The sequence below is a fragment of the Providencia sp. 2024EL-00732 genome (assembly GCF_044006275.1).
In the GTDB taxonomy this organism is placed as follows: Bacteria; Pseudomonadota; Gammaproteobacteria; order Enterobacterales; family Enterobacteriaceae; genus Providencia; species Providencia huashanensis.
In genome coordinates this window covers 1,042,044-1,059,152 of the sequence record NZ_JBIPDG010000001.1, presented here as the reverse complement: position 1 = coordinate 1,059,152, position 17,109 = coordinate 1,042,044, and the positions used below count along the sequence as shown (strand labels likewise).

At 39.7% G+C, this 17,109-nt stretch carries 16 protein-coding genes and 2 pseudogenes; 6 read left to right on the top strand and 12 right to left on the bottom strand.

All coding sequences use genetic code 11. The features are described from left to right. Positions 1-357: 357 nt before the first annotated feature. Entirely contained in the window at positions 358-1,191 is an 834-nt protein-coding gene (cobB, locus tag ACHB7C_RS04895) for a Sir2 family NAD+-dependent deacetylase (RefSeq protein ID WP_042844305.1), read from the top strand. Positions 1,192-1,239: 48 nt separating this feature from the next. Here cobB and ACHB7C_RS04890 read toward each other — a convergent pair whose 3' ends face one another. Continuing rightward, on the bottom strand, positions 1,240-1,950 hold the full coding sequence (locus tag ACHB7C_RS04890; protein ID WP_042843465.1) for an SDR family oxidoreductase: 711 nt from the start codon (positions 1,948-1,950) through the stop codon (positions 1,240-1,242). Positions 1,951-2,335: 385 nt separating this feature from the next. Between ACHB7C_RS04890 and pepT the strand changes: the two genes are divergently transcribed. Next, complete coding sequence (pepT, locus tag ACHB7C_RS04885) at positions 2,336-3,571, top strand: peptidase T (RefSeq protein WP_042843466.1); 1,236 nt, start codon at positions 2,336-2,338, stop codon at positions 3,569-3,571. A gap of 93 nt (positions 3,572-3,664) precedes the next feature. Here the strand turns inward: pepT and ACHB7C_RS04880 are convergent, their stop codons facing one another. From ACHB7C_RS04880 to rluE, 9 genes are all read right to left on the bottom strand, one after another. Further along, entirely contained in the window at positions 3,665-4,264 is a 600-nt protein-coding gene (locus tag ACHB7C_RS04880; RefSeq protein WP_042843467.1) for a LysE family translocator, read from the bottom strand. A gap of 343 nt (positions 4,265-4,607) precedes the next feature. Then, the gene (locus tag ACHB7C_RS04875) at positions 4,608-5,732 is read right to left on the bottom strand and encodes a cupin domain-containing protein (RefSeq protein WP_166686903.1); all 1,125 of its coding nucleotides are present in this window, start codon (positions 5,730-5,732) and stop codon (positions 4,608-4,610) included. 262 nt (positions 5,733-5,994) lie between these two features. Beyond that, positions 5,995-7,452: a two-component system sensor histidine kinase PhoQ gene (gene phoQ, locus ACHB7C_RS04870; protein WP_173424794.1), complete on the bottom strand. Its 1,458-nt coding sequence runs from the start codon at positions 7,450-7,452 to the stop codon at positions 5,995-5,997. Position 7,453: 1 nt separating this feature from the next. Beyond that, positions 7,454-8,128 carry a two-component system response regulator PhoP gene (gene phoP, locus ACHB7C_RS04865; RefSeq protein ID WP_048607402.1) on the bottom strand — a complete coding sequence of 225 codons (675 nt, stop codon included), beginning with the start codon at positions 8,126-8,128 and terminating at the stop codon, positions 7,454-7,456. A 251-nt stretch (positions 8,129-8,379) separates the two neighbouring features. Further along, positions 8,380-9,750, bottom strand: coding sequence for an adenylosuccinate lyase (gene purB / locus ACHB7C_RS04860; protein WP_042843471.1), 1,371 nt, complete (start codon positions 9,748-9,750; stop codon positions 8,380-8,382). A 17-nt stretch (positions 9,751-9,767) separates the two neighbouring features. Then, a complete protein-coding gene (gene hflD, locus ACHB7C_RS04855; RefSeq protein ID WP_042843472.1) occupies positions 9,768-10,394 on the bottom strand; it encodes a high frequency lysogenization protein HflD in 627 nt (208 codons plus the stop codon). A 2-nt stretch (positions 10,395-10,396) separates the two neighbouring features. Next, a complete protein-coding gene (gene mnmA, locus ACHB7C_RS04850) occupies positions 10,397-11,500 on the bottom strand; it encodes a tRNA 2-thiouridine(34) synthase MnmA (protein WP_042844306.1) in 1,104 nt (367 codons plus the stop codon). Between the two features lie 140 nt (positions 11,501-11,640). Then, positions 11,641-12,090 (bottom strand): NUDIX domain-containing protein, encoded by a 450-nt coding sequence (locus ACHB7C_RS04845; RefSeq protein WP_042844307.1) that lies wholly within the window; start codon positions 12,088-12,090, stop codon positions 11,641-11,643. Beyond that, positions 12,083-12,742 carry a 23S rRNA pseudouridine(2457) synthase RluE gene (gene rluE, locus ACHB7C_RS04840; protein ID WP_181468562.1) on the bottom strand — a complete coding sequence of 220 codons (660 nt, stop codon included), beginning with the start codon at positions 12,740-12,742 and terminating at the stop codon, positions 12,083-12,085. Before rluE ends, ACHB7C_RS04845 begins: the two co-directional genes overlap by 8 nt. A 543-nt stretch (positions 12,743-13,285) precedes the next feature. Between rluE and icd the strand changes: the two genes are divergently transcribed. After that, complete coding sequence (icd, locus tag ACHB7C_RS04835; RefSeq protein WP_210831890.1) at positions 13,286-14,539, top strand: NADP-dependent isocitrate dehydrogenase; 1,254 nt, start codon at positions 13,286-13,288, stop codon at positions 14,537-14,539. Positions 14,540-14,661: 122 nt separating this feature from the next. Here the strand turns inward: icd and ACHB7C_RS04830 are convergent. Next, positions 14,662-14,952 (bottom strand): annotated as a pseudogene (locus ACHB7C_RS04830) (tyrosine-type recombinase/integrase); the annotation flags it as partial. 139 nt (positions 14,953-15,091) lie between these two features. On the opposite strand from ACHB7C_RS04830, the gene ACHB7C_RS04825 reads away from it, so the two are divergent. The 3 genes and pseudogenes from ACHB7C_RS04825 (at position 15,092) to ACHB7C_RS04815 (ending at position 16,759) form a co-directional block, all read left to right on the top strand. Further along, a complete protein-coding gene (locus ACHB7C_RS04825; RefSeq protein WP_395346541.1) occupies positions 15,092-15,739 on the top strand; it encodes a DNA cytosine methyltransferase in 648 nt (215 codons plus the stop codon). After that, a pseudogene (locus ACHB7C_RS04820) lies at positions 15,717-15,932 on the top strand (site-specific DNA-methyltransferase); the annotation flags it as partial. The gene ACHB7C_RS04825 and the pseudogene ACHB7C_RS04820, both read left to right, overlap by 23 nt. 467 nt (positions 15,933-16,399) lie before the next feature. Next, positions 16,400-16,759, top strand: coding sequence for a DUF1327 domain-containing protein (locus ACHB7C_RS04815; protein ID WP_166685091.1), 360 nt, complete (start codon positions 16,400-16,402; stop codon positions 16,757-16,759). Here the strand turns inward: ACHB7C_RS04815 and ACHB7C_RS04810 are convergent. After that, positions 16,742-16,960, bottom strand: a complete 219-nt coding sequence (locus ACHB7C_RS04810) for a hypothetical protein (protein WP_272692023.1) — start codon at positions 16,958-16,960, stop codon at positions 16,742-16,744. The two genes, ACHB7C_RS04815 and ACHB7C_RS04810, sit on opposite strands and share 18 nt — an antisense overlap. Positions 16,961-17,109: the final 149 nt, after the last annotated feature.

The window sequence follows — 17,109 nt, the reverse complement described above, 5'->3', positions numbered from 1 at the left end:
TAACCGTAGGTAGTCATATCAAGAAGGTTTTTTTTATTGTTTTACAGTTCTAGGGATATTGGGGATTAATATGAAAGAAAGATGTCAGTTTTATGAAGAAAAAGTGACAAGTTCGATGCCCTCGATATTTTTATTTGCATTCGTCATTGTGATGAGTTCTAGTGTGTTAACATTAAGATAGTGCAAAGTTGAATATGTAAATGTGAGATATACTAATAAAAATATATAGAAGCATATTTATTTGTACACTAATGATAAATCAGAGAGTAGAGCCGCTAAATACAGCGTTAAACAAGTACTCGGCCTCGTCTAGGTGTCAAGTTTATTAGTTACATGGATGAAAGGAAGTTTTTGATGTTGCGATTTCGTTATAGATTAAAAAAAGCTCGTAAAAATAAATGTGTACGTCGCCAGCGACTTCGCAACCGGTCTTTTTATATAGATAACAGATTAAATAATATGAAAAATGTGAATATTGTCGTATTGACTGGTGCGGGGATTTCAGCTGAGTCAGGGATCCAAACATTTCGTTCTGCGGATGGTTTATGGGAAGAGCACCGCGTTGAAGACGTTGCAACGCCGGAAGGTTTCGAACGTAACCCTAAACTGGTTCAACGTTTTTATAATGAGCGTCGTCGGCAATTACAGCAAGAAAATATCAAGCCTAATGCGGCGCATTATGCTTTAGCTCAGCTTGAAGAGTTACTTGGCGATCGCTTTTTATTGATCACTCAAAATATTGATAATTTACATGAAAGAGCCGGGAGTCAGCGTATCATCCATATGCATGGTGAATTATTAAAGGTACGTTGTAACTGGTCAAATCAGGTTGTCGAGTGGAAAGGGGATTTATCAGTGGAAGACCGTTGCCACTGCTGTCAGTTTCCACAGCCATTACGTCCACATATTGTTTGGTTTGGTGAAATGCCTATTGGCATGGATTATATTTATCAATCTATTGAATCAGCGACTATTTTTATTTCAATTGGTACATCAGGCCATGTGTATCCGGCAGCGGGCTTTGTTCATGAAGCGAAGTTACATGGTGCACATACAGTTGAATTAAATTTAGAACCGAGTCAGGTAGAAAGTGAGTTTGATGAAAAGCACTACGGCTTAGCCAGTAAAATTGTAGTGGAATATATTAATAAGCTTATTACAGAATTACAGGTAAAAAGCACAACGAAATAAGTCAACTTCAGGCTAAGGGAAACGGTCATTTCCCTTAGCTATTCCTCTTTATACATTTAAATCCATCATCGCCGGCATTGTGATTTCCTTAACACAGGTAGCATTACTGGTGCTTAGGATAAAACGTACTGCATTGACAACATCTTGTAATGGGATCAATTGCCCGTGACTCTTCTCAATAACCTCAGCCACAGGGACAGACAATGGGTATTCTGTAGCAAGATAACCTAAGTTTATGATAGAAATGCCAATTTTATCTTCACGTAATGTTTCCCTTAGCGATTGTACTATTCCCCTTAAGGCATATTTTGTGGCGGAAAATGCAACTTCTTTACCATTATGATTATCTAGCCCCCATGTAGAGCCAATTAAAATTATTTTACTGTTTTCAGCTGAGCGTAAATTAGGTAATAGCATTTTTAAATTTAATAAACAGGCGCTGATATTCGTCTGGATAATATTGAGTAACTCAAGGTCATCAGTTGTTTCAAACTGGTAATCGTCACTAAAAGCCAAGTTTTCCCAAATTCCTACATTGTAAATTAAGGTGTTAATCGGTTGTTCTTTAACCTTATCTTTAATGATATTAGCAGACTGGCTATCATTTAGGTCAGCGGGGAGCCAAGTAAAATTACTTTGCTCAAACGGGGGTTTGGAACGAGAGACGCCGTAAACCAGCTCTTCATTTGTGGGAATACCTTCAACAAGTGCTTTGCCCAATCCTTTACTCACACCATAAATCAAATATGTTTTTGACATAAACGTCCCGATAACTTGAATAAAAATTACATTAATTATTATAAAAAATAATAAACGAAATAATAATGCGTCAGATATAGCACAGTATTAATAAATAATAATAGGTAATTAGTGCAATTGATAAATGATATCTAACTTAATTCACTGTTTTAACTAACAAATATAGGGGCTAATAAAATAATACAATTTAATTATTCCCCTAACTAGTCTTAGGTATTAAAAATGGTTAGTTGCAAGAGAAAATCAAAATAGTGTGTAAAAAATAAATTTCATTAAAGATTTATTGCGAAAACCTGCAAGCATTAACAGCAAAGCTGATTTGAGACAATAATTGAATCTGTGATCTTTCCCATAATACAGACATTGATATTTGAGGGGGAAGGGTATGGACAAACTCTTGGAGCGGTTTTTTGAATATACGGCTTTTGATACGCAATCAAAATTGAATGCTAAAACAGTGCCTAGTAGTGCCGGTCAGCTAAAGTTTGCACGCGCATTAATGAAAGAACTGATTGACTTAGGTTTCGAAAAGGTAACACTCAGTGATCAAGGTTGCTTGATGGCCTATTTGCCGTCAAACGTTGATTGGGATGTTCCAACTATTGGTTTTATTTCACACTTAGATACGGCACCTGATTTTTCGGGGAAAAATGTTTGCCCACAAGTACTCGAAAATTACCGAGGTGGTGATATTGCCCTTGGGATTGGTGATGAAGTGTTATCCCCTGTCATGTTCCCAGTTTTACATGAAATGATTGGGAAAACATTAATTATGACTGATGGTAAGACGCTACTTGGTGCTGATGATAAGGCGGGTATTGCGGAGATTATTACAGCATTAGTGCGCCTAAAAGGAAACAATATTCCACATGGTAAAATTTGTTTAGCATTTACCCCTGATGAAGAAATTGGGCGTGGCGCTCGCCATATTGATTTCAAGCAATTTGATGCATTGTGGGCTTATACTGTCGATGGCGGTGGTGTTGGTGAATTAGAATATGAAAACTTCAATGCGGCGAATGTATCAATCAAAATAGTCGGGAACAATACACACCCTGGAAATGCTAAAGGGGTGATGGTAAATGCTTTAGGGCTAGCTAACCGTATTCATTCGATGTTACCCGCAGATGAAACTCCCGAAAAGACGGATGGATATGAAGGTTTCTATCATTTAACATCGATGAAGGGAACGGTAGAAAAAGCAGAACTGAACTATATTATTCGTGACTTTGACTTGGTAAGCTTCGAAGCAAGAAAGAAAAACATTATTCGAATTGCTGAAAAAGTAGGGGAAGGCTTACACCCGAGCTGTTATATCGAGCTGACATTGGACGATACCTACTACAATATGCACAAAGAAGTAATGAAATACCCACATGTGGTTGAATTAGCAAAACAGGCCATGATTGATTGTGATATTAACCCTATTATTCAACCTATCCGCGGTGGAACTGATGGTGCTCAGCTTTCACATCGTGGCTTGCCGTGCCCAAATATTTTTACTGGGGGGTATAATTTTCATAGTAAACATGAGTTTATCACCCAAGAAGGCATGGAGCAGGCCGTTAGTGTCATTATGCGTATTGCTGAACTTACCGCAATACACGCCCGCCAGTCATGAGGGGCTTAATGAACCTGTTAAGCTCAGTACAATAAGTACTGAGCTGAGGTTATTGAGCAAGCGGGATAATTTCCGTTTTATGTTATGGGTATTTCATTGCAATAGCACGGATATACCACTTAGTGCGAGTAAAATACCCATCACTAAGTTAAAACGTTTTAATGTACTAGGTTGCTTCAGTTTTTCTCTTAATTTACTACCAAACATTGCCCAAATAGCCACACATGGCCAGTTTATCAAAGCAAATATGATGGCAACTAATAATATTGAGATATAAGGTTCTATCGTATTGGTATACATTGCCATCCCTGATATCGCCATCATCCATGCTTTAGGGTTAATCCATTGAAATAATGAAGCCTCAAGTAATGTTAATGGCTTTATGTCTTGCTGATTTACTTGAGCAATAGAATGGCTGATGGTTGTTTTCCATGCGAGCCAAAATAAATAAATAATACCAATGTATTTTAATGTTGAATAAACAAGTGGTAATGATTGAATGAGTGCACCAACACCTAAGCCAACAGCAATAAGCATGATGAAAAAGCCAATTGAAACACCAAGCGAATGTGGTAACGTTTTTTGAAAACCAAAGTTGACCCCTGAAGCAAGTAACATAATATTATTAGGGCCTGGGGTAATGGATGTTACAAATGAAAACAGGGATAAAGCTAAAAAAGTTTCTATATTCATAAAGTTATAATCATTGAAAGGTTATTAATTATTCGCCCAAGCTTAATCGGTCTAAGCAAAAATATTCTAGAATTAAATTTTAAAAACACTTTATCTTTGAGTGCCTATTTGTGAGGCTTAATTTTTTATCAATGTTATTGATACGGAAGTAAAATAAACAGGAAAGCAAACTTTATAGATATTCATAAAGATATCTAAAGGGAAAGGGGGTGGCTTCGGTTTAACTGGGAATGATAATAAAAGTTATATGCTAACTAGAATGTAATGAATAAAATTTAACCCCCAATAATTGTTTTACCAATATTGGGGGTGTTTTCGGTAAATTTAATGTTTATAAAATGGACTAATCATCAAAATACCAATAACCATTATTCACTAATGCGGTAATGAGCGCGATAAAGTTAACGTCATCGATAGCATCAGCTAAAATTTTGCTGTTTACCGCATCATAACGACATAGGCTATCAGCAGCTTCATAGCACTGGGTCTCTAAACATTCACCATTAACAAAAAATTGGTCACCAACACGCAATGCTCGGAGCCCGTTTAGTTTGTATAGGGTTTCCTGTTGTGTTTTTAGCAAGTCATAGATTTCGTCATGCTCATAAGGCGGTTCTGGTGGTGCAATGTCTAGTTCATGGCGAGATTGTGAAATGAATTCACCAAGCCATTTACGGAACAGGTCAGGGTCATTAATCAGAGACTCCATCATTTCGCGTAATTTAATTTGTTCCCCTTGTAAAATTTCCGCAGGGTTATCACGGAATGATAAATCAGGGTCGCTGTAACGGTAGCTGCCTAAATCATTCGAAATTAAATGGTCGGCAAAACTACTGATTAACTCACGCGTATTAGGGGCTCGAAAGCCTACTGAATAGTTTAATGATGGCTCAATTGCATAGCCTTCATGCGGGAACCCTGGTGGGATATACAAAATATCACCGGGCTCCATTTCTTCATCAATGATGGCATCAAAAGGTTGAACTTGTAGTAAGTCAGGGTGAGGGCAATGTTGTTTCATCGGGATTTTTTCCCCAACACGCCAACGACGACGACCTTCACCTTGAATAATAAATACATCGTATTGGTCAAGATGAGGGCCTACACCACCACCAGGAACCGAATAGGAGATCATTAAGTCATCCATTCGCCAATCAGAGAGAACACGAAATGGCTTCATTAGAGCGGAACTTGGATAGTGCCAATGGTCAACGGCTTGGACTAAAATAGACCAATTTTTCTCACCGAGATGATCATAACTCTCAAATGGGCCATGACTTACTTGCCAAATTCCTTCTTTATGGCTGACTAAACGGCTATCAACCTCATCTTCCATCGCCAAACCTGCAAGTTCATCAGGTGAGATAGGATCAATAAAATTTGCAAACCCTTTTTTGATAAGCAGTGGGCGCTTCTGCCAGTGGCTATCCAGAAAACTTTGCCAGTCTAGATTTAGTTTGTAATCCATCTTATTGTCCCTTGGAGCTGTTGAATATTGCGGATGGTGTTACGGCAATACCACAGGCCATAATGGTACGAAATGACCTTTATATATGAAGTAAGTCACTTAGTACTTCTTTTAAATAAATTAGGTTAGCCATAATTATTGAGGGCTGCTATTTATATGAATATAGATAGCAGTATTGGAGCAGCCCCTAGTAATAAGACTCCCTAAATAGTATACCGGAAACGTATCATAAAATAGGGAATAAGTGGGTTAATATCACAGATTAACTATCTTCGATCATAGATTGCTGCCTAAATGTGACGGCTAAGCGAGCACCACCGAGCGGGCTATCACTAATTGTGATCTCCCCATCATATTGGTCAATAATGTCGACCGCGATGGATAAGCCGAGACCTTGGCCTGGACGAAGGGTATCGGCACGTTGGCCTCGAACGAAAATTAAACTGCGTTTGCTTTCCGGGACGCCAGGGCCGTCATCATCAACAATTAACGTTAGGCTATCAGGCCCAGTCACCGCAGTGACTTCGACAAATTCTAGGCAATATTTGCATGCATTTTCCATAATATTACCCATGACTTCCATAAAGTCATTAGGCTGACCGAGCCAAGTGATTTCTGGAGAAACTTCTACTGTGATAGCAACTCCTTTGTGCTGGTAAACTTTATGCAAGGCGCTCGCTAAGCTATCTAATATTGATGGAACAGATGAAATTTCACGCAACATCATGTTTTCATCACCTTGTGTAGAAGCGCGGTGCAAATAGTAGCCGACCTGTTGTGAGATCCTGCCAATTTGTTCAAGCATAATAGGTTCTGCTTGGTCAATATTCATCTGTTTACCCGAACGTAACAAGCGTAGGGTCGATTGTAATACTGCCAATGGGGTTTTAAGGCTATGGGTCAGGTCAGAAAGCGTGGTTCGGTATTTACTATAACGTTTCCGCTCGTTAGTTAATAAAATATTGAGGTTACGGACTAACCCTCGAAGTTCTGAAGGCGGGTTTTCATCGAGTGTATCTCGTTCCCCCTTTTCTAAGCTACCAAGCTGTGAAACTAATGATTTAATTGGGCGTAAGCTCCAATAAGCCGCTAGCCATAATAATGGGATAACTAAAATTAAATTAGCAAGTAACACATAGCCAAACCATTCCCAGACTAGACCTGTATTTTGCAAGTCTTGTGGAAGTGTATCCACCACGACAATGGTTAGGTTTGGTAGGTTTTCGCTGGCGGCATATTGGCTGACTGATACAGAATGGGTGAGTGGCTCATCATCATTGTCCATATCATCCAGTTTATTATTTAGCTCAGGGTTATCATTAAGCAGTTGACGGGTTTCACGGATGTCAGTATCAATCTCATATAACCCTTCCTTTTTTAGCCAATCATTTCGGATCAGCCTTTCAACGCTAGGCACATCGCGTTGACGCCATAATACTTGCCCTTGATCATCATAAATAATCACTAATGTGGGGTTATTTAACGTGAAGTTAGGGGGAACACGGATATCAATTTTATTATTTTGCCACTGTGCCAAGCTATAAATTAAGTTACTTTGACTACGCAAAAGGGTGTAAGTTGTTTTATCAAAGCTAATTAAATAGCCCAATATGGCAACGATACCGTAAGACAAAGTGAGTGCCAAAATGACCGCAGAGGTTGCACATAAAAAACGTGCTCGAAGCGAAAGGGGCTTAAATTTAAATTTACCTAACTGCATATTAGCCATTCACATCAAAACGATAGCCTTGACCACGAACGGTGACAATTACATCATCACTATGAAATTGCTGTATTTTTTTTCTTAATCGCCCCATTAACACATCGATTGTATGGCTTTCTCTTAGTTCAGCATCGGGGTAAAGTTGGCGCATTAATGAATCTTTGCTGACGACTTTGCCATTGTTGCGTAGTAAGGTTTCGATGATGGTATATTCAAAAGCGGTTAATTTGACGGCTTCACCGTTAACGGTGAATTCTTTGCGTGATAAATCAATAACAAAATTACCTAGTTCTAATACCTGTGAGGCTAGGCCGCTATTTCTTCGCATCAGTGCCTGCATTCTTGCGACGAGTTCTTCTAGTTGGAAAGGTTTAGTGACGTAATCATCAGCGCCGCTGTTTAAAGCTTGAACTTTTTCTTGCCAGCTTTCACGTGCAGTGAGAACTAAAATTGGGATATTTACATGCGCACCGCGCCAGCGTTTGATCATTGAAAGGCCGTCTTCTTCAGGTAAACCTAAGTCGACAACTGCAATATCAGGGCAACTTTCATGCAAAAAGTAATCCGCTTCTTTTGCGTCTTCAGCGGAATCAACTTGATGACCAAGCTCTTTCAGCTGAACCGTTAGATGGTGGCGAAGTAATGCATTGTCTTCGACGATTAAAATACGCATCTGAAACCCTCACAGTAAGGAAATGATAGTTGCTATTAATGATAATAGTAGCACTATGGTAAAAAGAGTTCTGAATAACAACAAGCGTTTAAGTAAATATAAGTCAAACAAACCCTAAAAATAGCGTATTCTTAGTAAGTCAGCGCGTTTTTGACGTAGGTTATCGACGAAGTTGGCTTTTGGAATTAAGAGGTAAGACAAATCAGTAAAAAAAGGCGGCACAGAGGCCGCCGAAATAGTCTAAATCAGTTTTATTTAAGCTCATCAATAAAAGTGACAGCGTAACCAATATAGTTAGCAGGTGTCATTTCTTTGAGGCGCGCTTTTTCATGCTCTGGCAGTTCTAAACCATCAATAAACTGTTTCATCCCCTCAGCGGTAACACGCTTACCTCGGGTAAGTTCTTTCAGTTTTTCATAAGGTTTTTCAATGCCATAGCGGCGCATAACGGTTTGAATTGGCTCGGCTAAGACTTCCCAATTTTGGTTTAATTCATCCAACAGGTGCTGTTCGTTCACTTCCAGTTTGTTTAAACCTTTCATGGTCGATTGATAGGCTATTAAAGCATAGCCTAAACCTACACCTAAGTTACGTAATACTGTGGAGTCTGTTAAGTCACGTTGCCAACGAGAAACTGGCAGTTTACTGGCTAGGTGACCTAATACAGCATTAGCTAAACCTAAGTTACCTTCAGAATTTTCGAAATCGATAGGGTTGACTTTATGTGGCATTGTAGAAGAACCGATTTCACCAGCTACTGTTTTTTGTTTGAAATGGTTTAATGCGATGTAACCCCAAATGTCACGGTCGAAATCTAACACAATCGTGTTAAAACGTGCGACACAATCAAATAGTTCCGCAATATAGTCATGAGGTTCGATTTGTGTGGTGAATGGGTTCCACTGGATACCTAAAGAGGTTACGAAGGTTTCACTAAACTCGTGCCAGTTAACTTCAGGGTAAGCGACCATATGGGCATTATAGTTACCGACAGCACCGTTAATTTTACCTAAAATCTCAACCTGTTGTAACTGACGATATTGGCGCTCTAAACGATAGGCGACGTTGGCGAATTCTTTACCAATAGTCGATGGTGTTGCTGGCTGGCCATGGGTGCGAGATAGCAACGGCAAGTTGCGGTACTCATGTGCCATCGCTTTAACTTTATCAATTATTTGGCGCCATTGTGGTAATAAGACTTCTTCACGCGCTGTTTTTAACATTAAAGCATGAGAAAGGTTATTGATATCTTCTGATGTACAAGCAAAGTGAATAAATTCAGAGACGGCGTGTAGTGCAGGGATATTTGCCACTTTTTCTTTTAGGAAATATTCTACTGCTTTAACGTCATGGTTAGTTGTACGCTCAATCTCTTTAATGCGCATTGCGTCTTTTTCACAGAAGTTCGCGACAATTTCATCTAAGTAAGCGATTGCGTCATTATCAAATGAAGGAACTTCTTTGATTTCAGCGGTTGCAGCCAGTTTTTGTAGCCAACGAACTTCAACTTGCACACGAAATTTCAGTAAGCCAAACTCACTAAATATAGTGCGTAAAGCGCTGACTTTATCACCGTAACGGCCGTCAATCGGGGATACAGCGGTCAGTGAGGATAATTCCATTGGTAGCAACTCCAGATTTAAAGGTGAGACAAAATATCTTTCGCCTGATTAGCCAGACGATTGCGAGAGAACATTAGTTGGATACGGCTTCCACCTACTTGCTGCCAAAGTACTGCGCAACGAATACCCGCGAGTAAAGTGGCTCTAACTTTAGCCTGTACTAAGGTATTTTTCAGGATGTCAGGGGAGCCTGTAACTTGAATTCGTGGGCCAGCAGGGCTGACAACATCGACATAAATACCAGCAAGCGCATTAAATACACCTTCTGATAGAGGCTCAAAATAGCTAGCTTGCCGTTCAAATTGCTCAATACGTTGACCCAGTTGATTCATCGCTTCCTGGTTTTTATTGAGACGGCGTTCAAGCACCATAATGCTCAACATATAGCGGGTCATTTCAGCAGATAAACCACTATTTCCACCCGTTAACATGCCCAACATAGCATTTAGACCAGTTTTTAAGTTTGCTTCATCATTACCAAATACATCCAATGTTGATTTTGGATTCATATTGGTGAGGCAATTGACCATGGTTTCGGTGTCTTGGTCTTGACTAATGCCTTCGTGAGCAAGCTTCTGAACCATTGCGCTTGCTTGGCAGATACCCGCTAACGCAAGCGTGATATCATAGTAGTTTTTAGCCACATTTACTCCTGAATACGGGCTTCAATGATGCCGCCGCCGAGACAAACTTCATTTAGGTAAAAGACAGCAGATTGCCCTGGCGTAACGGCTGCTACAGGGGCTTCAAATATAACCTCTATGCGGTCTTCGCTTAATGGTGTAATAGTACAAGGGATATCCGCTTGGCGATAACGGGTTTTTACTACACAGCGTAAAGGCTGGGTTAATGTTTCTCTGTCAACCCAATGCAATTGTTGGGCGATTAACCCGACGGACATTAGACGAGGGTGTTCATGCCCTTGTGCAACGATAAGGACATTATTTTGAACGTCTTTATCGACGACATACCAAGGTTCTTCAGAACCTTCTTTAGTCCCACCAATGCCTAAGCCTTTACGTTGCCCTAATGTATGATACATCAAGCCTTCATGCTGACCTATGGTTTCACCATCTACTGTAACGATAGGGCCAGGCTGTGCGGGCAGGTAGCGGCCTAGGAAATCACGGAATTTGCGTTCACCAATAAAGCAGATCCCTGTAGAGTCTTTTTTCTTTGCAGTAATTAAACCAATTTCCTCTGCGATGCGACGTACTTCAGGCTTTTCAAGTTCACCTACTGGGAACAAGCTTTTAGCAACTTGTTGGTGACTTAAGGTATATAAAAAATAACTTTGGTCTTTATTGCCATCTAAACCACGTAATAACTGGCTTTTGCCTGCAATATCACGACGACGGACATAATGGCCCGTAGCGATGTAATCTGCCCCTAAATCTTCAGCGGCAAATTCTAGAAATGCTTTAAATTTGATTTCTTTATTACATAAGATATCTGGGTTTGGTGTACGACCAGCTTTATATTCAGTCAAAAAATGTTCGAATACGTTATCCCAATATTCTGCTGCAAAATTGATGGTATGTAATTCAATGCCTAATTTGTCACAAACGGCTTGGGCATCGGCGAGGTCGGCTGCGGCAGAACAATATTCCGTGTCGTCATCTTCTTCCCAGTTCTTCATAAACAACCCTTCAACCTGATACCCTTGCTGTTGCAGCAAATAGGCGGATACAGAGGAGTCAACACCACCGGACATACCGACGATGACTTTTTTTAGGCTGTTGTCTGACATGGTACTGTTATTTGACATGGAAATAGTCTCAATGCGGAAAAATCAAGCCCCATACTTTAGCATGTTGTGACCTTGTTGCACCAGCGTTTGAGGGGAATATTATTGCTTGATGAAGATTTCACCAAGCAATTTGTGGGGCGTTAAAGGTAGTCCTCACCATATGCAGCCAAGATATCAAGGGGGTAGTGGGTTCCTGTCAAGAAACAGCGTAGACTTTCTGCAACTAAGGGCGAACGCAGATATTGGCTTTCTAATATTTCCTGAGCACTAACCCAGTGACAAGCGCTAATATCGCTATCTTGTGGTTGTGTTTCACATATGGACTCTAGCTCGACAGCAAATAAAACACGGATAAACTGAGTCTTATCAGGTGCAATCCATTGGTGGATTTTAATTAACTGTGAGGGGCAAGCGTCAATTCCTGTTTCTTCATATAATTCACGTTTTGCGGCTTGTAAAAGTGTTTCATTTGCTTCTAAGTGCCCAGCGGGTTGGTTCCACGTTGGCTTTTCATTTACCCATTCTTCAACGACTAAATATTTGCCTTGAGCATGTACGATAGTTGCAACAGTGACATTAGGTTTAAACAACATTTACCTCCTTCCATTCACCAACAGAAAGGTTCCCCAAACTGAATTCACCCACTTGGTAGCGGATCAGTCGTAATGTAGGGTAACCAATATTTGCTGTCATTCGGCGGACTTGTCGATTTCGTCCTTCATATAAAGTGATTTTTAGCCAACTTGTTGGGATGTTTTTTCGTTCTCTGATTGGTGGGTTTCTTGGCCATAACCAATCTGGTTCGTTGACGAGTTCGACCCCCGCAGGCTGAGTTAGCCCATCATTTAACTGTAAACCTTGGCGAAATTTGATTAATGCGGTTTCCTCGGGGATACCTTCGACTTGAGCATAGTATATTTTCCCTGTTTTTTTCTCAGGCTGTGTTAAGCGTGCTTGCAATTTGCCATCGTTAGTTAAAATTAATAACCCTTCGCTATCCCTATCTAAGCGGCCCGCAGCATAAATGCCAGTAATAGGAATATAGTTTTTTAATGTGTCTCGACCTTGTTCATCAGTAAATTGAGGCAAAACATCAAAGGGTTTATTAAATAAAATAACTTTACGAGGAGACTGATGGGAAAATGCGTTAACTGAAGTTGATTTTCGTTTATGCCTTAAATCAGTTGGGCGTTGATTGTATTTATACTTGTTCGTCGCTGATTTATTATTTGGCTTATTCATAATGGCTTTATGGCAGTTTATTGGCATGAATTGGTTCAATGGATATTGATTAACATTAGTGTAGGGGATTTACCCGTAAAAGCCTAGGGATGGATTTTACGTTTTAATGCAATATTTAATTAACAACTTTAAAATCATTTAAAACGATAAAGCCAATTTTCCATTTAAAAATAAACACCTATGATATAATTAAGGTGGCAATTGTGTGATGAGAGCGTGTTTTTAATTTCGGTTAATTTGTTAGTATTAATTAGGTTAAAGAAAGCGTTTATAGCATATTAAGCTATTAGAATTAGTTACCTTAAAAGAACTTTTATCATAATCAATTTTTTCTTTAAATAGGGATAATAAAACTAATCAATTGATTTCAAAGTAGTTATAAATATGTATCCCTTCAACTTATAGGATTGAGCAGTACGTTAAATGCGATCCGCATTGAAGCTTAGATGAGTAATCATTGGCGTTCGACGCAGATTGAAGTAGTATTGACACGTCTCTTACAAAAAATTAACAAGCAAAATACGCAAGTGAAAGGAGAGGTTAATGGAAAGCAAAGTAGTAGTTCCGGCAGAAGGCGCTAAAATTACCATTGATGCAAAAGGCAAACTGAACGTTCCAAACAATCCAATTATCCCTTACATTGAAGGTGATGGTATTGGTGTTGATGTGACACCCGCAATGTTAAAAGTGGTTGATGCGGCAGTTAAAAAAGCCTACAACGGTGAGCGCAAAATTTCGTGGATGGAAATTTACACCGGTGAAAAATCTACACAAATTTATGGTAAAGATGTTTGGTTACCAGAAGAAACCCTCGATTTAATCCGTGATTACCGTGTTTCAATTAAAGGTCCTTTAACAACTCCAGTTGGTGGTGGTATTCGTTCACTGAACGTTGCTCTACGTCAGCAACTTGATCTGTATATCTGTTTGCGTCCAGTTCGTTATTACAAAGGAACGCCTAGCCCTGTTAAGCAACCTGAACTGACTGATATGGTTATCTTCCGTGAAAACTCCGAAGATATCTATGCAGGTATTGAGTGGAAAGCAGGTTCAGCAGAAGCTGATAAAGTTATCAAATTCCTAAAAGATGAAATGGGTGTAACGAAAATCCGTTTCCCACAAGACTGCGGTATTGGCATCAAACCTTGTTCAGAAGAAGGAACAAAACGTTTAGTGCGTGCAGCGATTGAATATGCAATTGATAATGACCGTGATTCAGTGACCTTAGTTCATAAAGGTAACATTATGAAGTTCACTGAAGGTGCATTTAAAGATTGGGGTTACCAATTAGCACAAGAAGAATTCGGCGGTGAATTATTAGATGGCGGCCCATGGGTTAAAATTAAAAACCCTAAAAACGGTAAAGATATTATCGTTAAAGATGTGATTGCAGATGCTTTCTTGCAGCAAATCTTACTGCGTCCAGCAGAATATGATGTTATTGCTTGTATGAACCTGAATGGTGACTATATTTCTGATGCATTAGCTGCTCAAGTTGGTGGTATCGGGATCGCGCCAGGAGCAAACATTGGTTCTGAATGTGCATTATTCGAAGCAACACACGGTACTGCACCAAAATATGCGGGTCAAGATAAAGTAAACCCAGGGTCTATCATTCTTTCTGCTGAAATGATGTTACGCCATATGGGTTGGACTGAAGCCGCTGACTTAATCGTTAAAGGTATGGAAGGCGCAATCGCGGCTAAGACTGTAACTTACGATTTCGAACGCCAGTTAGAAGGCGCTAAATTACTGAAATGTAGCGAATTCGGCGATGCAATGATCGCACACATGTAATTTATTACGTGGTGTGATTAACAACGGGAGCCTAAAAACTCCCGTTTATTTTTTGTTCAATTAAAATCTTCCCCAAAACTCCCCCAAAATCCCTCCCCAAAACGGCTCAAAAAATAGGCTATTTATATCGCGATAATTTGCCATTCCTTGCCCCGGTCATCATTATATTTATCAGTCATTTTTTGCGATTTATGGCCCAGTAAATCTTTTGTATTAATTCCCTGATCCCGATACAGCCTTTCAGATAAAGAGCGTTGTTCATGGAATGATGCCGGCGTTCCTTCACCCCAATCAATATCAGTTTTATTTCGTGCCTTCTTGAAGTTTGTTGTTATTGTATTTGCTGTAACTTGCTCACCTCTATTTGCTTGAGATGTTGTTCTAAAATAATGAATCAGATACAGACTGAGAAGAGCCAGCCATTATCGTCTGGGAAAATGTCCCGGTGTCCTCAGCAGTAAAGATAATGCCTTTGGATGCTTTCTTGCTGGACTTGCCGGGGAAAGTGAAGAACTTAAGTCAGCAGGGGGAAAATGGTCAAACGCTGGTGTTGTGTCTGGACCACAAAGAATTATTAGCTGGAGAATCCTCGATGCTCAATATTTCGGAGTGCCCCAACGCCGTCGTCGTGTCTTCGTTGTCGCAACTGCTAGAAAAGACATCAGTGTCGCCGAAATTCTATTTGAGCAAGCAGGCATGCGAGGGGATATTGAGACGAGCGGAGCGCAGGCAGAAACAATTACCAGCGATGCTGGAGAATGCCTTGCTAGCGGCAATCAAACAACAGGAACAATCTTAGCAAATTGCGGTGCTAAACACTGGCTAGGCAACCAAGAAGCATTCACTGGCGATTTTCATGCGGTTGATATATTCCGATTACTCGCGTTTGGGAAGTACACGCAAGACAAAACAGCATGTACGATAAACGGTAGGGATGGGAAAAGCGCCACTGACTTAATAGTAATAAACCACCAGCAACCTGCTATTGCATTAGCTGGTAATACAATTGTTCGCAAGCCTGAAAATGGCGGTAATGGAAATGGCTATAACGAAAGCGATATCTCATACACATTAACGAAAGTAGATCGCCACGGTGTTAGCGTAAATAACATCGTACGCAGATTAACACCAATTGATTGTGAGCGCCTACAGGGCTTTCCTGATAATCACACTAATTTACCCCGGCAAACATCCATGTGAGAAACCTGCTGAGATGATGGAACACATTATCAATAGTAGTAGCCGAGAGGGTGATATTGTCGCTGATTTTTTCATGGGGTCTGGCACAACAATAAAAGCGGCATTAAAACTTAATCGTCAAGTGATTGGGTTGGAGCTCGAAACTGAGCGGTTTGAACAAACTAAGTTAGAAGTTTGTAATATGAAACAATAGTAAAATAATAAGCCCCCACTTCATCGGGGCTTATTTGGGTTTAGAGGGCTATTTAATGGAATCTCAAGCCATTGATTGATGCAAGCCATCCAAAAAGAATAGCTGATAGAATCATTACTGCATAAGAAAACACAACACATGGCGAGTCATCATTGTCACCCATTTTGTGGAGCGTGTACGCTAGTAATATTGAACCAAAAAAACCGACCAGTGATGACAATGTTAAAAAACGTTCTAAGTCATTCAGCATAGCTAATTCCATTTAAGTTAAGTTGCTATGTTTTAGCACGTGTGAACTCTAATTCCAACTCTCCGGTATTTCCGGATAGTTCATATATAACTTAAGTATATTGAGAATATTATCGTACGTAATATTTTTAAGTTAAATCTCACATATTCGGTTATTCCGAACAACTTATTTCAAGGCTGCGCATTGTGTGGCCTTTTTCTATTTAAGAGAGGTAGTTATGAGTAAGAAGTATGAATATAGCGCAAATAACTTCACCCACACTAATTTAGCTATTAATGTTAAGGTTTGTGTTGCACCAAGTGATTTTAATCTACTGCCAATTTTCACGCTTTCAGTGCCGGTTGAAAAGAAAGATGGTGAAGATATTGATTATTACCGTGCTGAAGCAATTAAGAAGGCAAAAGAAGTAATTGCTGATATTGCAGAAGATGCTGCATTAAGTGATCCGCACCAAAATACACTACAGGAACGAGTAGCAGTATTAGAAGAACAGCTCACTGACATGCAAGCGGCAATGAGCTGTGGGAATAACTCAGTTAATTATGAAATAAAATCAAACTTATCTTCTGAGGGATAATTTGAAATTCTCAACCATATTTTCAACTACCGGGTCGTTAATTGTTGATAACTCTTTTACTAAATGCTCTCTAGAGGACTCATCTAGTTTGTTGACTACACAGCAAATTATAAATTTAAGTGCTGATATTTCCTTATTTACATCACCCGGTGTCGCTGCCTTTGTATCGAATTTATATGTCATATCTTGTTCTGTGATCATGAGTTCCTCACACCGAAGTTAATCAGCCATCCCTTCGGTAAGTCACATAGGGCTGAACCTCTAACTTATCTAAAATACTGATTAAATTCATTAATCTAAATCTAGCTGCTATTGCTGGTGGCTTTCTATTAACTAATTTCGGGTACTCC